The sequence below is a fragment of the Sulfurospirillum halorespirans DSM 13726 genome (assembly GCF_001723605.1).
Lineage (GTDB): Bacteria > Campylobacterota > Campylobacteria > Campylobacterales > Sulfurospirillaceae > Sulfurospirillum > Sulfurospirillum halorespirans.
On record NZ_CP017111.1, the window covers coordinates 177,002 to 191,139 of the forward strand.

The following is a 14,138-nucleotide window of genomic DNA, read 5'->3' on the forward strand; positions in this document are numbered from 1 at the left end:
TAGTTGCATAATTTGGATGCAATCTTAATCCAATGCAACTTAGTTGTGACTTAGAATGATTCTTTAATCGTATATGAAAAAAAATTGGGTACTATTTCTTAGATTTCATCCCAAAGAGGAAACTATGAGCGAACAGCTTCAAAACGTGTTTCAAGAATACGACATCAAATTTACAACAGCACGCGCTTCGATTTTAGAGGTGCTCAAAGTTGCCAACAGTCCGCTAAGTTACGAGCAGATCAAAGAGAAAATGAGCGTCACAATGGACAAAGCGACCTTTTACCGCAATATCGCAAAGTTTGAAGAGTTAGGCATGGTGCATAAGTTTGAGTCGGATGATCGCAAGTGGTATTTTGAGCTTTCCAGTACGACACATGCGCATTTTATTTGCGAGCAGTGCCATAAAATCACCTGTATGAACGTCGATATTGGCAACGTTGAGGGCGAAGTAACCAGCATCGTGCTTAAGGGTACATGTAAAGCGTGTCACTCATGAAAAAACTTTTACATGTAAGCTTTTTAGCCTTGCTTTTTTTGAGCGGATGTGCGATAAAACAAGAGATTACCTCTTCTGAGACGTATGTGATTACCATTAAAAACAAACACGTAGCACTTTCCGATACAGGGTTTATTAACCACGGAAATGACTATACGAATGTTCAAATTTTCACGGCAGGCAGTGCTCTTTTCAATCTTGAAATCATGGGGAACACCATCTGTTTGGACGGACGTTGTATGGACAAACTCGCTTTCAATCAGCAGTTTTTTCAAGAGGACCATTACGCGGAATTGATGCAGGAGATTATCGCCAAAAAGCCTATCTACGAAGGGCAAAATCTGCGTCAAACCTCTAGCGGTTTTGAGCAAGAGATAGACCGCCCAAACAGCCATCTTATCTACAAGGTCGAAGGCTCAAACCTCACCTTTAGAGATACCAAAAATGGTATTTTAATACGCCTAAAACCATTACTATAAAGGAATTTTCATGAAATTTGTTGGGGCACATGTCAGTGCCAGTGGCGGAGTCTTTAATGCTCCCATTAATGCCACAAAAATTGGAGCCAAAGCGTTTGCGCTCTTTACGAAAAATCAGCGTCAATGGGAAGGAAAGTCTTTAACCCAAGAAGAGATTGATCGTTTTAAGGCCGAGTTAGAAAAAGCGCAGATTTTACCCAAACATGTGTTACCGCACGACAGCTATCTGATCAATCTTGGGCATCCTGAGCTTGAAGCACGTGAAAAATCGTTGAATGCGTTCTTGGATGAGGTAAAACGCTGTGAAGCTTTGGGGCTTGATAAACTCAATTTTCACCCAGGAAGCCATCTCAAACAGATCAGCGAAGAAGCCTGTTTGGAGCTGATTAGCGCTTCCATGAATGAGGTGTTACGTCAAACAAACGGTGTGACCTTGGTTGTGGAAAATACCGCAGGTCAAGGAAGCAATATGGGTTACAAAATGGAACACCTAGGCTATCTTATGGAGCATTCTATCGATAAAGAGCGTGTCGGGGTTTGCATCGATACCTGCCATCTGTTTACTTCAGGTTACGATATCAGAAGTGAAGAAGCGTATAGGCAAACGATGGAAAAATTTGCTACAATCGTCGGATTTAAGTATCTCAAGGGGATGCATCTCAATGATTCTAAGCCAGATTTGGGCACTCACGTTGATAGACATGACTCTATTGGCAAGGGGAAATTAGGGGTAGAACCATTTCGGTTTATCATGAACGATGAACGCATGGATGAGATTCCTTTAATACTTGAAACGATCGATGATTCTATATGGGCAGAAGAGATTGCACTGCTGTATAGTCTTGTCCAATAAAACATTCTAAGGACAATCTATGACACAAACGGTAAGAGTTGCTACGTTACTCAGTCTGAGTGCGGCGACGCTTTTGGCTTCAGGATACCGTATCCCTGAACAATCTTTAAACTCAGTAGCGCTCAGTGCGGCGTATGTAGCAGGTGCCAATGGTGCCGATGCGAGTTATTACAACCCTGCAAACATGTCTTTTATGGCAAGCGGTGCTTACACTGAGGTTGCATTAACGTATATTAATCTACCCGAAGTTAATTTTGATGGTGCTGTCTCTTCGATGGATGGAAATTCTAAAGAAGAAGAATTTTTAATGCCAAACTTGCATTATGTCTCACCGATGGTGGGCAATTGGCGTTACGGTCTTTCTATTACAGCACCAGCTGGTCTTTCAAAACGTTGGGATGAAGCCTTTGCTAAATCAAGTTCTGAAGAGTTTACATTAACGGTTATTGAAGTTAATCCAACGGTTAGTTATCTTGTGAATGAACAACTCTCACTGGGTTTTGGTTTGCGTGGCGTTTATACCGATGGTGTGGTAAAAAGCAATGCAAGCAATATCTTAACACGTGACTTAGAAGGTGATTCAATTGATTTTGGTTACAATCTAGCTATTAGCTACAAACCAATTAAAGATGTAACCTTGGCTGCAACGTATCGTTCCAAAGTGGATTTAACCGTTGAAGGAGATGCCAAACTCAATTATTTAGGTGGTTTAGGCGGAAGTCCTGGAAGCTATAGTGGAGATGCTTCTGTTACTATTCCACTGCCCGCTTCTTTGGCATTAGCAGCAGCGTATACCTATGAGAAAACAACCGTAGAATTTGTGTTTGAGAGAACCTATTGGTCAAGTTATAAAGATTTAGATTTTGACTATGATGGTACTTTAAGCAATGCTGTATTAGTTGCAAAATTTGATAGCCCTATTGCCAAAAATTGGAAAGATTCCAATGCGTATCGTATTGGTTTAAGTCATCAATGCACTGATAATCTCAAAATGATGCTTGGTTTTGCGATCGATAATTCACCCGTTCCAAGTAATACGCTTGGTTTTGAACTTCCCGATTCGGATGCCAAGCTCTACTCCATTGGTTTTGAATACGCAATGAGCCAAAATCTTAAAGTAGGTTTGGCATACCTTTATGACGATAAAGAAGATCGAACGGTCCACAACAATACGGGAGGAACATCGGTAGCGCCATCAGGTACCTTCACCGATTCATCTGCCCATCTTTTAACAGCATCACTCAAATATAAGTTTTAATGATGCTCACCTATCCGTATCAAAATTTTTATGAGATCATGGAGGCCAATGCTAAAAATGATCCTAAAAAAACGGCTATTTTTATGGATGACCACAAAGTATCGTATGTGAAGCTTAAGCATCACATCGATACGTTTGCGCGTTTTTTGGAATTTAGCAGTATTAAAAGTGGAGATCGGGTTGCCATGATTGTGGGCAACTCGGTGGAGTTTATTGTCTCTTTATTTGCGATTACGAAGATTGGAGCGATTGCCGTACCTCTGAATACCTTTTTGAAAAAAGAGGAGTTTGAGTATATCTTGAATGATTGCAGTGCCAAAATGCTGGTCTGCTCCGCCTCGTTTGCCAATGAGACTAAAAACTTACTGGATACAACGAAGATTGAAAAGATCATTTGGTGCGATGATTATCCTCATTTGGATGAACGCAATTATAGCTTTAGCGAAATTGATGCAAGCGCGGACAGACATGGCTATGTAACCAAAAAGCCAAAATTGGATGATTTGGCCTGTATCGTTTATACATCAGGCACAACGGGAAAACCCAAAGGCGCTATGCTCTCGTATCGCAATATCTTCTCCAATGCGATCTCAGGCGCAGACTCATTTCACATTACATGTAAAGATCGTTTCATCGTTTTTTTACCGATGTTTCACAGCTTTACGCTCTCCATTATGGTGCTGTTGCCCCTCTTTACGTGCTCTAGCATTGTTATCGTGCGTTCGGTTTTTCCTTTTGCCAATGTGCTTAAACAGACCCTGCTCAAACGTGTGACCATTTTCCTTGGCGTTCCAACCTTATACAACGCGCTGTTGAAAGCAAAAATTCCATGGTATTTTATGTGGTTCAATCAGGTGCGTATTTTTATCTCAGGCAGTGCGCCACTCAGTGAGCAATCCTTGAATGATTTTAACGCCAAATTTAAAAAAGCGACGCTTTTAGAAGGCTATGGGCTTAGTGAGTGTTCGCCTGCGGTGTGTGTGAACCGATTGGATCACCAAAAACCGCTCTCGGTTGGTTTACCGCTTCCAAGTTATGAAGTGAAAATCGTCAATGAAGAGCGCGTTGAGGTCAAAACAGGCGAAGTGGGTGAAATTATGGTGAAAGGCGATTGCGTAATGCAAGGTTATCTTAACCATGCCGATGCGACCGATGAGACCATCATCAATGGCTGGCTTTTAACGGGTGATTTGGGTAAAAAAGATAGCGATGGCTTCATTTACATTGTGGATCGTAAAAAAGATCTGATTATCTCCAAAGGAATCAACATTTACCCTAGAGAAATCGAAGAGATTATCTATAAATACGAAGGGATAGATGCGGTTGCGGTGATTGGTATTCGGGATGAACAGACCAAAGACGAAGAGGTTCTCGCTTTTATTCAACTCAAAGAAGGCGTGGAGATTCAAGAGAGCGAATTACGCGCTTATCTTAAGCAACATGTGGCAAATTTCAAGTTACCGAAGCATATTTACTTTGTTGAAGAGCTTCCTAAGAATGCAACGGGTAAGGTTCTAAAGCGTGTTTTAAAAGAAAATGTCAAAAATGGTGGAATCTTACGTAAAAGATAGAGATTAACTTTTTAACCAAAGGGTTATTTTATCATCATCTTGTCATCATATATTTCCATGTAGTCGTATAATAATATTTTTACTATGGATCAAAAGGCTTTGTATTGCAGTATTTGATAGATTTTTTAGAGAGTAAAACGGTTCAAACATCCACAATTTATGAACATCTTAAATGTTCGATTGACGAAGCAAAATTTTTACAATTGATGACCAAAGAGTACGTGCAAGGCTCTGTTGATCTCGGTGTTGGGGAGATTTTGATTAAGCTTTTTGGCGATAAAAAGTATGCGCATCTGCAAAAACTCTCGTTGGTGAAAGAGTTAATCGAGCAAGGGTGGATTGTGCAAAACAATTTTCTAACCTCAAAGATCATGGATGTCTCCAACTTAGAGCTCTTAAACAGCAGTGTTACGCTGAGTTCTGCTTTTTTAAAGCTCTTAGAAGAGGGAACTCTAGAGGTTGTGTTACCAGACGTTACGCCATACGCCGATCATCTTGAATATCTTAAAGATCAATTTTTCAGAATTGAGCTGTATCAAAAACTAAGCCAAACCAAACACAATGCAACGGAAAATTCGCCCAGCATTGGACGCCTTAAAAATAAACTCGATCTTTTAGAAAGTCGCATCGTTGAGCGTATCAAAGTCACTCAAAACGAGATCATCGTTGAAACTATTTTCAAAGACAATGAGCTAAGTCCTAAAGAGCAACTCATTTTTTTAGCCCTTCTCAAAGAGGAGTATGCCGGTGAGTTTGAGAGTTTGCGCGATATGAACACACTCATTAGTCTTATCAGCGTCGATGATTATGAGAAGATCAAAAACCGTTCTTTATTGGAAGAGGGCTCAAAGCTTATCGAAAATCTCATTATTGACTACGATGAGATGCTCAGTACCTTTGGTGGTGTGACGCGAAGTTTTTTTATCTCTGAAGAGATTTTGCAAAAAATAATGCACCCCAATAAAGAGAAAAAAAGCAAGAAAATTAAACTCGATATGCTCATTGGTGAGCAAGAACTTTTTGAACTGATCGACCCTAAGACTAATTTAGATGATGTGATTTTGCATCCAAAAACCAAAGAAGTGCTTGATAATTTACTGAAACAAATTGATAAAAATGTGGTGAAATTGCTTCGAGAATGGGGCATAAAAGAGCGTCGCAGTGGCATTGATGCCAAGATCATTCTTTATGGCGCTCCAGGAACGGGTAAAACGATGACAGCGCTCTCTTTGGCTAAGTCGATGAAAAAGCGCGTGCTCAGTTTTGATTGCTCCAAGATTCTCTCTAAGTACGTCGGCGAGAGTGAGAAAAATGTGCGCAGTATTTTTGACACCTACAAAGAGCTGTGCAAAAAGACGAAAAGTGAACCATTATTGCTTCTCAATGAAGCCGATCAATTTTTAAGTGCACGCTCCACCGACAGCGGCGCCAGTGCGGATAAAATGCACAATCAGATGCAAAATATCTTTTTAGAGCAGATTGAGCGTTTCGATGGACTACTTATTGCAACTACGAACCTTTTGGAGACGATCGATCCCGCATTTTCAAGGCGTTTTGACTATAAAATCGCTTTTGAAAAGCCTGATTTGAAGCAACGTATTGAGCTTTGGAAAAAGCTTTTACCTGAAAATGCTACCTATGAAGAGGGTTTAGATATTGAAAAACTCGCTTCATATCCGCTTACGGGTGGGCAGATCAAAGTCGTGCTTAAAAATACAGCGCTCAAAGTCGCTGCCAAAGCAAAACCGCTGTTTACATTTGAAGATTTTAAACTCTCGATTGACCGCGAAACCAAAGGCGCCTTTGGCGACGCAAAATCCGTTGGATTTATGAATTAAAGGCATAGACAAGCCTTTTTGAGTGTTTACATGTAAACATTCAGATGGATTTGTTGAGAAATGATAGATTCTGCCTCGTTAGAGGCAAGCTTCAGCATCCTAGTGGTTAAATGTAGCTATTTAAGCTTTGCTTAAATAGCGTGATAAAATGAATGAATGAAGGAATGATGATGACCCCTTTGTCGCATATGGATTTTGCCCATCCCTATTTTGGAGCTTTTTTCCTCCTTGTTTTTGGTGCCGTTGTCTTTTATGGCATTACCGTCTTAGCACGTGTCGTTAGCCGTAAAATGGCGCGACTCGATACGGAAAAACTCAAACTCAGCATTTACGAATGCGGTCCTGAAGTGACCAAACAGCCCAATAAAATTTCGGCACATTTTTACCTTTTTGCACTTTTGTTTATTTTATTTGATGTGGAGATTATCTTCATGTTTCCGTGGGCGGTGGATTTTAAAGTTTTAGGCATGTTTGGGTTTGTTGAGATGATTTTATTTGTCATTGTTTTAACCATTGGTTTTGCATACGCATGGAAAAAAGGAGCGCTCGAATGGCACAGCATAAGATAAATTACCTTCAAGAAGCAGGTCTTCCTGTGGCACTCACCACAGTCGATAAGTTGGTTCAATGGGGTAGAAGTAACTCGTTGTGGCCACTCACTTATGGCCTTGCCTGTTGTGCGATTGAGATGATGGCAACGGGTGCGAGTCGTTATGACTTTGACCGTTTTGGAACGATTTTTAGGGCGAGCCCTAGACAAGCCGATGTCATCGTCATTGCAGGAACACTTACCAAAAAGCACGCGCCGTTTATGCGTCGTTTGTATGACCAGATGCCCGATCCAAAATGGGTCATTAGTATGGGAAGTTGCGCTAATACGGGTGGTATGTTCAACACCTATGCAACCGTTCAAGGCGCTGATCGCATTATTCCTGTGGATATTTACCTTCCAGGGTGCGCGCCTCGTCCTGAAACCCTCCAATACGCACTTATGCTCCTCCAAAAGAAAATTCGAACCGAGAAAGCATCACGCAGACTTGCTCCCAAAAGGTTGGTATGATGAGACATTACAGCGATAAACAAAACGTTCAAAAAAAGTCGTATTACAGCGATCGTTACTTCGTAGCCCCTCAAATTCCTAAAGAGGCTGTGGAGAGTGACGAAATCTTTGCCAATGATGTAAAAGTATTGCAAGAGAGTTTTGAGATCAAAGAGGCGTATATTCAAAGGGGGCAATTGGTTGTTTATATTGACCCAAAAGATAACGTCGATGTTTTAACGATGCTAAGAGATCAGCTCTCTTACAATTTTTTAAGTGAACACAGCGCGATTGACTGGTTAGCCAAAAGTGGTGAATTTGAAATTTTTTACCAAATGCTCTCCACCTCAAAACGCAAGCGCATGCGTGTGAAATGTTTTATCAAAGAGAAAGAGGTGCTTAAAAGCGTGATTGGCGTTTACAAAAGTGCGGATTGGGCAGAGCGTGAGATGTACGATATGTTCGGTGTTATTATCAGTGGACATCCGTATATGAAACGTATTTTAATGCCCGATGATTGGTATGACCATCCGCTTCGCAAAACCTATCCGTTGCACGGCGATGAAGTGGCGCAATGGTATGAAATCGATAAGATTTTTGGCAAAGAGTATCGTGACATCATAGGACCCGAAGATCGTGATAGTGCGCGCGTGGATGTGAACGACACGTACCGTTTTGCGCACCTTAACCACGAAGTTCCTTTTGGTGCTGAACCAAGTCAGGAAAAAACAAACATCGATTACCAAGAAGAGGGTGGCGTATTTATCGTGAAAAAACTCAAAAAAGAAGATGCTAAAATCGTGAAAGAGAGATACTAATCATGCAAAAAGTCAATCGTCTAAAACCTTTTTTTGAGAATATTGCTTTTGAGCGTGAAGACAATCATATGATCGTTAACTTTGGCCCACAGCACCCAAGTGCACACGGTCAGCTTCGTTTGATTTTAGAACTCGATGGCGAGAAAGTGAGCAAAGCGACTCCTGATATTGGCTATTTGCACCGCGGTATGGAGAAGATGGCTGAAAATATGATCTACAACGAATTTTTGCCAACGACCGATCGAATGGATTATATTGCCGCAACTGCCAATAACTACGGCTTTGCGCTCTCGGTTGAAAAACTCATCGGTCTTGAAGTGCCAAGACGTGCTAAAGTGATTCGTATGATGCTTTTGGAGCTTAACCGCATCTCTTCTCACCTCTTTTGGCTCGCAACGCATGCCCTTGATGTGGGCGCGATGACGATTTTCCTTTACACCTTTAGAGAGCGAGAATACACGCTGGATTTGATCGAAGATTATTGTGGTGCGCGTTTGACGCACTCTTCGGTGAGAATCGGTGGTGTGCCACTGGATTTGCCAAAGGGATGGATTGACGGGCTCAATAAATTTATTAACCATTTGCCGCTTGATATTGCAGATTACGAAGGCTTACTTGACCAAAACCGTATCTGGAAAATGCGTTTGGAAGATGTGGGCGTTGTGAGCCCTGAACAAGCGCAAAGTTGGGGCTGTTCAGGACCGATGCTCAGAGGAAGTGGCATTGCATGGGATATTCGCAAAGAAGAGCCGTATGAACTCTACGATGAAGTGGAGTTTGATGTGCCTGTAAGTACGACCTGCGATAGTTATGGAAGGTATAAGCTTCACATGGAAGAGATGCGCCAAAGTGTTCGCATTCTCAAGCAACTCATTCCGATGTATGCGGAGACCTCACCCGAAATTATGGCCCATGCGCCTCAATATATCTCTGCGCCTAAAGAGCAGATTATGACGCAAAATTATTCGTTGATGCAGCATTTTGTCCTTGTAACACAAGGGATGCGTCCTCCTGTTGGAGAAGTGTATGTGGCGACCGAATCACCTAAGGGGGAACTTGGTTTTTACATCAACTCTCAGGGCGATCCGTATCCTTACAGGTTGAAGCTTCGTGCGCCAAGTTTTTTCCATACGGCACTTTTACAAGAGATTTTAGTGGGTGAATATTTAGCCGACGTGGTTGCGATTATTGGTAACGCGAACATCGTCTTTGGCGAAATTGACAGATAGGAGAAGGCGATGCAACGGTATGATTTACGCCATTTAGGGGATGATTTTTACGGACGTATGCTTGAGATCATCGATGAGACAGCGATAGGTGAAGTATCTATCTTTATGTTTGAGATCGGTGATTTCTCTCCTGTTCAAAAAAGCGCAGATGTGATTAAAGAGGCGGGGTGGACACTCATGAACTCGTTGAAATTCAATGAAGCCGACTGGACGATTGTCGTTAAAAAAGTGAAAAGTGAAGTAGCATAGATGGTAAAGAAGCAATTTATAGAAGCCTTAAATCAGCCGAGCCAAGACGCTTTTGCGTTTACATGTAAAGAGTTTGATCTTATTATTTGTCTAGGAACGCTTCCTTCTCGCCATGACACAACACTCTTGGAAGATTTGAGTGCGAGTGAGGCTAAAGTGGTCTATCTCTTTACGATGGAAGATTCCGATTTGGTTGAAAAAAGTACTTTTTTTAGCCGCTATGAAGTGGGTGCAGAAGAGGGTGTATTGGCACTTCTTGCCAAAAGTTTTCTTTTACATGTAAAGCTTCCAGAAACTGTTCAAAACTATTTTGAAGAACTCGATGAGGGTTACATCAGTGCGGAGAGCAATCTAGGCGAAGAAGAGATTGAAGAGATCGAAGCGTTGTATCAAGAGGCTAACCGTGTGCTGATTGTTTTAGGTGATGATCTGATACGTCATCCACAAGCTGCTTCTATTGCACATCTTGCAGGATTGATCGCAAAGTTTGGCAAAGCGAAATTGCTTGTTGTGGGTAGCACACCTGAAATGATTGTCTCATCACACAATGAGAGCGTTTTAGGCGCAGTTGAAAATCTGAAAAGTTTTGATGGGGTTGTGGTTTACCAATGCCCTGTAACGCAAGCGGATGAAGAGCAACTTCTCATCGGTTCCGCCCAGTTTCAAATGGCAGCCAAAGTGCAAAACAACGACAAAATCACGGTTGCCATCAACCAAGAGGTCTATCCGCGCACCTTTGTTCGCGACGATAGTTTAAAAGGCGTGATCGCTTTAATGCCCTGTGCGAAAGCGGACTCTAACTATCCCTACCATGTAGTAAAAATAGTGAAGGCAGAGCAATGAGCGATGTTTTAATAACCATAGATGGAAAACAGTGTACCGCGACAGAGGGTGAATACATTTTAGGCGTTGCGCGCAGAAACGATATTTTTATCCCAGCGCTCTGTTATGTAACGAACTGTTCACCAACGCTTGCGTGTCGTTTGTGTTTGGTGGATATCGATGGCAAAAGGGCGTACAGTTGTAACGCACGCGCCAAAGAGGGCATGAACGTTATCACGAAAACGGAAGAGATCGAAAAAGAGCGAAGAGCGATCATGGAGATTTATGACATTAACCATCCTTTGGAGTGTGGTGTCTGCGACCAAAGTGGTGAATGCGAACTGCAAAACTACACCTTGCATATGGCTGTGGACAGCCAACACCACTGCATCGCCGACACGCACCGCCCAACCAAACAGTGGGGTAAAATCCATTACGATGCATCACTCTGTATCGTGTGTGAGCGTTGTGTCACGGTGTGTAAAGATATGATCGGCGAATCAGCCCTTAAAACCGTTCCTCGCGGTGGTGCTGAGCTTGATAAGGCATGGAAAGATAAAACCGAAAAAGACGCCTATGCGATGTGGAATAAACTCCAAAAGTCGATCATCGGTATTGCCAGTGGTGCTGAAACACTCGACTGTACACAGTGTGGCGAGTGTACGGCAGTATGTCCTGTAGGAGCGCTTGTTAGCTCAGACTTCCAATACACGTCTAACGCATGGGAACTTCAAAAAATCCCAGCGTCTAATCCGCATAGCAGTGATTGTTCGCTTCTTTATTACGATGTCAAACACACCAGTACGAGTAATCCTGAACCTAAAATTTACCGCGTCAATAGTGACCATAACTACGCGCCCCTTCATGCGGCAGCTCGTTATGGTTTTGACTTCCAAAACGAGGTTACATGTAAAGATGAAAGTGCGTTTGCACGGGTGGTTGAACTGCTTCAAACCAAAGTTGATACCATCGTTTTTGACAGTTACATTACCAATGAAGAAGCGTTGATTTTACAAAAACTCAAAGAGAAATTTGGCTTTAAGTTAGTAAACGAAGATGCCAAAGCGTATCAAACCTTCCTCAAACATTTTGCAAGTACTGCGGGTTCAAGCCTTTACAGTGGCGATTTGAAGTCTATTTCCCAAAGCAATTTTGTGGTCAGTTTTGGAACTGCCATTAAAACCGATAGCCCTAATGCGGGTTATGCGATGAATAATGCTATTGGTATGAACAAAGGCGCAGGGCTTTATTTCCACCCTGTGGCTGATCCTATCGTTGCCGCTTACTCGAAAAACCTTCTAAGTGTTACTCATAAAATAGGCGCAGAAGAGGCGATTGCATATCTTTTACTCGATCTTTTTGGCGACAAAGAGGCGATGCCTAAAAGTGTTGTTGAGTATTTGGCAACGTTTCATACGGTAGAGAAAAAAACCATCCAAGAGAGCGTTAAAGAAGAGATCAAAGAGATGGTCAAAGACGAAGAGAGTGGCGAAGAGAAAGAGGTCACGAAGACCATCACGAAAATGGTAGACACAGAGATCGAAGTTGACACGAATGCTTTGATTGAACTTATCGGCGCGGAAGCGGATTTAGTAGAGAAAATCACTAAACTTTTGGATAAAAAAGATAGCTTTAGTTTGATCGCAGGCGAAGACCTTTTTAATCATCCAAGAGCAGAAAATATCGCAAAGCTTTTAGGTTTGATCGAGCGATTTACCGCGTTTAAATTGGTCGTTATTCCATCACGCACCAATACACTCGGTGTTTCGCTGATTTGTGATCTAGACGAGCAAAAAGGTAACTTTACGCTAGGCTACAACGTGAAAGGCGACTTTACACTGAGCAGCTTGGGCAAGGGCGATTTGGATATGCCAGCTCTCAATCAACAAGAAGGAACGTTTACGTCGATGAACAAACGCGTCGTTCCCACCAATGTGGCATTGCCATTTAAAGGCTATTGTCTCAATGACATCGCCAATGCAGTGGGACTTGAAGCGGAGTGGACGATTGATTATACGCCGTATTTGCCGAGTGAAAAAGGCTTTAAGAAAGAGAAATTTGATAACTTGCCGAATCGTTTTGAAAACGATGGTACTGAAAATCGCGGTTATGCACTTGAGCTTCAAACCTTTACATGTAACGATGAAGTTGAATCCATTTCAAGCTTTACATGTAAAGAGAGCGATGTGATCTACCAAGCCAATCCTGTGCATCAATTTAGCGCCTTGACCAACAAAGCCCATCAGCTTAATGAAGCTGGAGCTCTGTATGTTTCGTCCGCCTTTTTAGAGTCTAAAGGGCTTAACGATGCCGCGGTGGTGACAGTAGAAAATGAGGCAGGTGCCAAATTGGTGATTGCAATTAAAGAAGAGAAAATGATCGATGGATTGATCGCGTATCTTCCAACATTTGATACCAAAATCGATACCGCACCGTTTTTTAAAGAGGGTTACCGATTCGCTCACGTCGTGATTAAAGGAGTTGAACATGTTTGAAACAGCCGTTTTGGTTGAAACCATTGTCAAAGCCGTCATTGTTGTTGCGGTGGTTGCAGGTATGGCAGGGTTTGCGACGTTTATTGAACGAAAAGTGTTAGCCTTTATGCAACGCCGTCTAGGACCCATGAATGTGGGACCGTATGGGCTATTGCAACTTGCAGCCGATGGTATTAAACTTTTCACTAAAGAGGACATTGTTCCGCAAAATGCCGTGAAGCCCATTTTTATGATCGCACCCGTGATTGCAGCGGTGACAGCGTTTGTGGCGATGGCAGCGGTTCCTTATTTTCCCGAATTTACCCTTTTTGGTTATGTGATTCATCCGATTATTTCCGACATTAACGTAGCGCTTTTGTATGTGATGGGCGTGGCCTCAGTCGGTATTTATGGTCCACTGCTTGCTGGAATGAGCAGTGCCAACAAATGGTCACTTTTAGGAGCGGCACGCGCTGTGGTGCAGATGCTCTCCTTTGAAGTGGTCACTGGGTTATCGGTACTTGCACCAATTATGATGATAGGCTCTTTATCGCTGATTGATATTAACGATTACCAAAGTGATGGTGTGTTTAGCTGGCTGATTTGGAAACAACCTTTAGCGTTTATTTTGTTTGCAATGGCAGGTTTTATGGAGACCAATCGTGCGCCCTTTGATACGATTGAGTTTGAGGCTGAAGTTGTGGCTGGGTATGCAACGGAGTATTCAGGCATGCGTTGGGGACTCTTTTTCATCGGTGAATATGCCAATATGATTACGATTTCAGTGCTTGTGAGCATCCTTTTTATGGGCGGTTATAATCCACTTTGGTTTATTCCAGGAGCTGTGATGATGTTGGTGAAAGTCTCTTTTTGGGTCTTTTTATTTTTATGGGTAAGAGCGGCATGGCCACACATTAGACCCGATCAGTTGATGTGGGTCTGTTGGAAAGTCTTAATGCCTTTAGCGGTGATTAACATCTTAATCACTGGCTTTGTGCTGATTTAGGGGGAT

14 protein-coding genes are annotated in these 14,138 nt (G+C 42.3%); all 14 read left to right on the forward strand.

Annotated features, from left to right (window positions below; all coding sequences use genetic code 11):
- The first annotated feature begins 124 nt into the window (after positions 1-124).
- The 14 genes from SHALO_RS00895 to nuoH all read left to right on the forward strand — a co-directional run bounded on the left by SHALO_RS00895 (position 125) and on the right by nuoH (position 14,132).
- Positions 125-496, forward strand: a complete 372-nt coding sequence (locus tag SHALO_RS00895; RefSeq protein WP_069476966.1) for a Fur family transcriptional regulator — start codon at positions 125-127, stop codon at positions 494-496.
- Complete coding sequence (locus tag SHALO_RS00900; RefSeq protein WP_069476967.1) at positions 493-975, forward strand: hypothetical protein; 483 nt, start codon at positions 493-495, stop codon at positions 973-975. Before SHALO_RS00895 ends, SHALO_RS00900 begins: the two co-directional genes overlap by 4 nt.
- Before the next feature lie 10 nt (positions 976-985).
- Entirely contained in the window at positions 986-1,828 is an 843-nt protein-coding gene (gene nfo, locus SHALO_RS00905; RefSeq protein ID WP_069476968.1) for a deoxyribonuclease IV, read from the forward strand.
- 19 nt (positions 1,829-1,847) lie between these two features.
- Positions 1,848-3,086 (forward strand): OmpP1/FadL family transporter, encoded by a 1,239-nt coding sequence (locus SHALO_RS00910; protein WP_069476969.1) that lies wholly within the window; start codon positions 1,848-1,850, stop codon positions 3,084-3,086.
- Between the two features lie 2 nt (positions 3,087-3,088).
- On the forward strand, positions 3,089-4,657 hold the full coding sequence (locus SHALO_RS00915; RefSeq protein WP_069476970.1) for a fatty acid--CoA ligase: 1,569 nt from the start codon (positions 3,089-3,091) through the stop codon (positions 4,655-4,657).
- A gap of 104 nt (positions 4,658-4,761) precedes the next feature.
- Positions 4,762-6,495 carry an ATP-binding protein gene (locus tag SHALO_RS00920; protein ID WP_069476971.1) on the forward strand — a complete coding sequence of 578 codons (1,734 nt, stop codon included), beginning with the start codon at positions 4,762-4,764 and terminating at the stop codon, positions 6,493-6,495.
- A 170-nt stretch (positions 6,496-6,665) separates the two neighbouring features.
- Positions 6,666-7,064: an NAD(P)H-quinone oxidoreductase subunit 3 gene (locus tag SHALO_RS00925; protein ID WP_420801894.1), complete on the forward strand. Its 399-nt coding sequence runs from the start codon at positions 6,666-6,668 to the stop codon at positions 7,062-7,064.
- Positions 7,046-7,555, forward strand: a complete 510-nt coding sequence (locus SHALO_RS00930; protein ID WP_069476972.1) for a NuoB/complex I 20 kDa subunit family protein — start codon at positions 7,046-7,048, stop codon at positions 7,553-7,555. Before SHALO_RS00925 ends, SHALO_RS00930 begins: the two co-directional genes overlap by 19 nt.
- Positions 7,552-8,352 carry an NADH-quinone oxidoreductase subunit C gene (locus SHALO_RS00935; protein WP_069476973.1) on the forward strand — a complete coding sequence of 267 codons (801 nt, stop codon included), beginning with the start codon at positions 7,552-7,554 and terminating at the stop codon, positions 8,350-8,352. Before SHALO_RS00930 ends, SHALO_RS00935 begins: the two co-directional genes overlap by 4 nt.
- Positions 8,353-8,354: 2 nt before the next feature.
- Positions 8,355-9,581 carry an NADH dehydrogenase (quinone) subunit D gene (gene nuoD / locus SHALO_RS00940; RefSeq protein WP_025343401.1) on the forward strand — a complete coding sequence of 409 codons (1,227 nt, stop codon included), beginning with the start codon at positions 8,355-8,357 and terminating at the stop codon, positions 9,579-9,581.
- Between the two features lie 9 nt (positions 9,582-9,590).
- Positions 9,591-9,830, forward strand: a complete 240-nt coding sequence (locus SHALO_RS00945; protein ID WP_069476974.1) for an NADH-ubiquinone oxidoreductase subunit E family protein — start codon at positions 9,591-9,593, stop codon at positions 9,828-9,830.
- Positions 9,831-10,673: a hypothetical protein gene (locus SHALO_RS00950; protein ID WP_025343403.1), complete on the forward strand. Its 843-nt coding sequence runs from the start codon at positions 9,831-9,833 to the stop codon at positions 10,671-10,673.
- Entirely contained in the window at positions 10,670-13,147 is a 2,478-nt protein-coding gene (locus SHALO_RS00955) for an NADH-quinone oxidoreductase subunit G (protein ID WP_069476975.1), read from the forward strand. The genes SHALO_RS00950 and SHALO_RS00955 overlap by 4 nt, the downstream gene beginning before the upstream one ends.
- Complete coding sequence (nuoH, locus tag SHALO_RS00960; RefSeq protein WP_069476976.1) at positions 13,140-14,132, forward strand: NADH-quinone oxidoreductase subunit NuoH; 993 nt, start codon at positions 13,140-13,142, stop codon at positions 14,130-14,132. Before SHALO_RS00955 ends, nuoH begins: the two co-directional genes overlap by 8 nt.
- Positions 14,133-14,138: the final 6 nt, after the last annotated feature.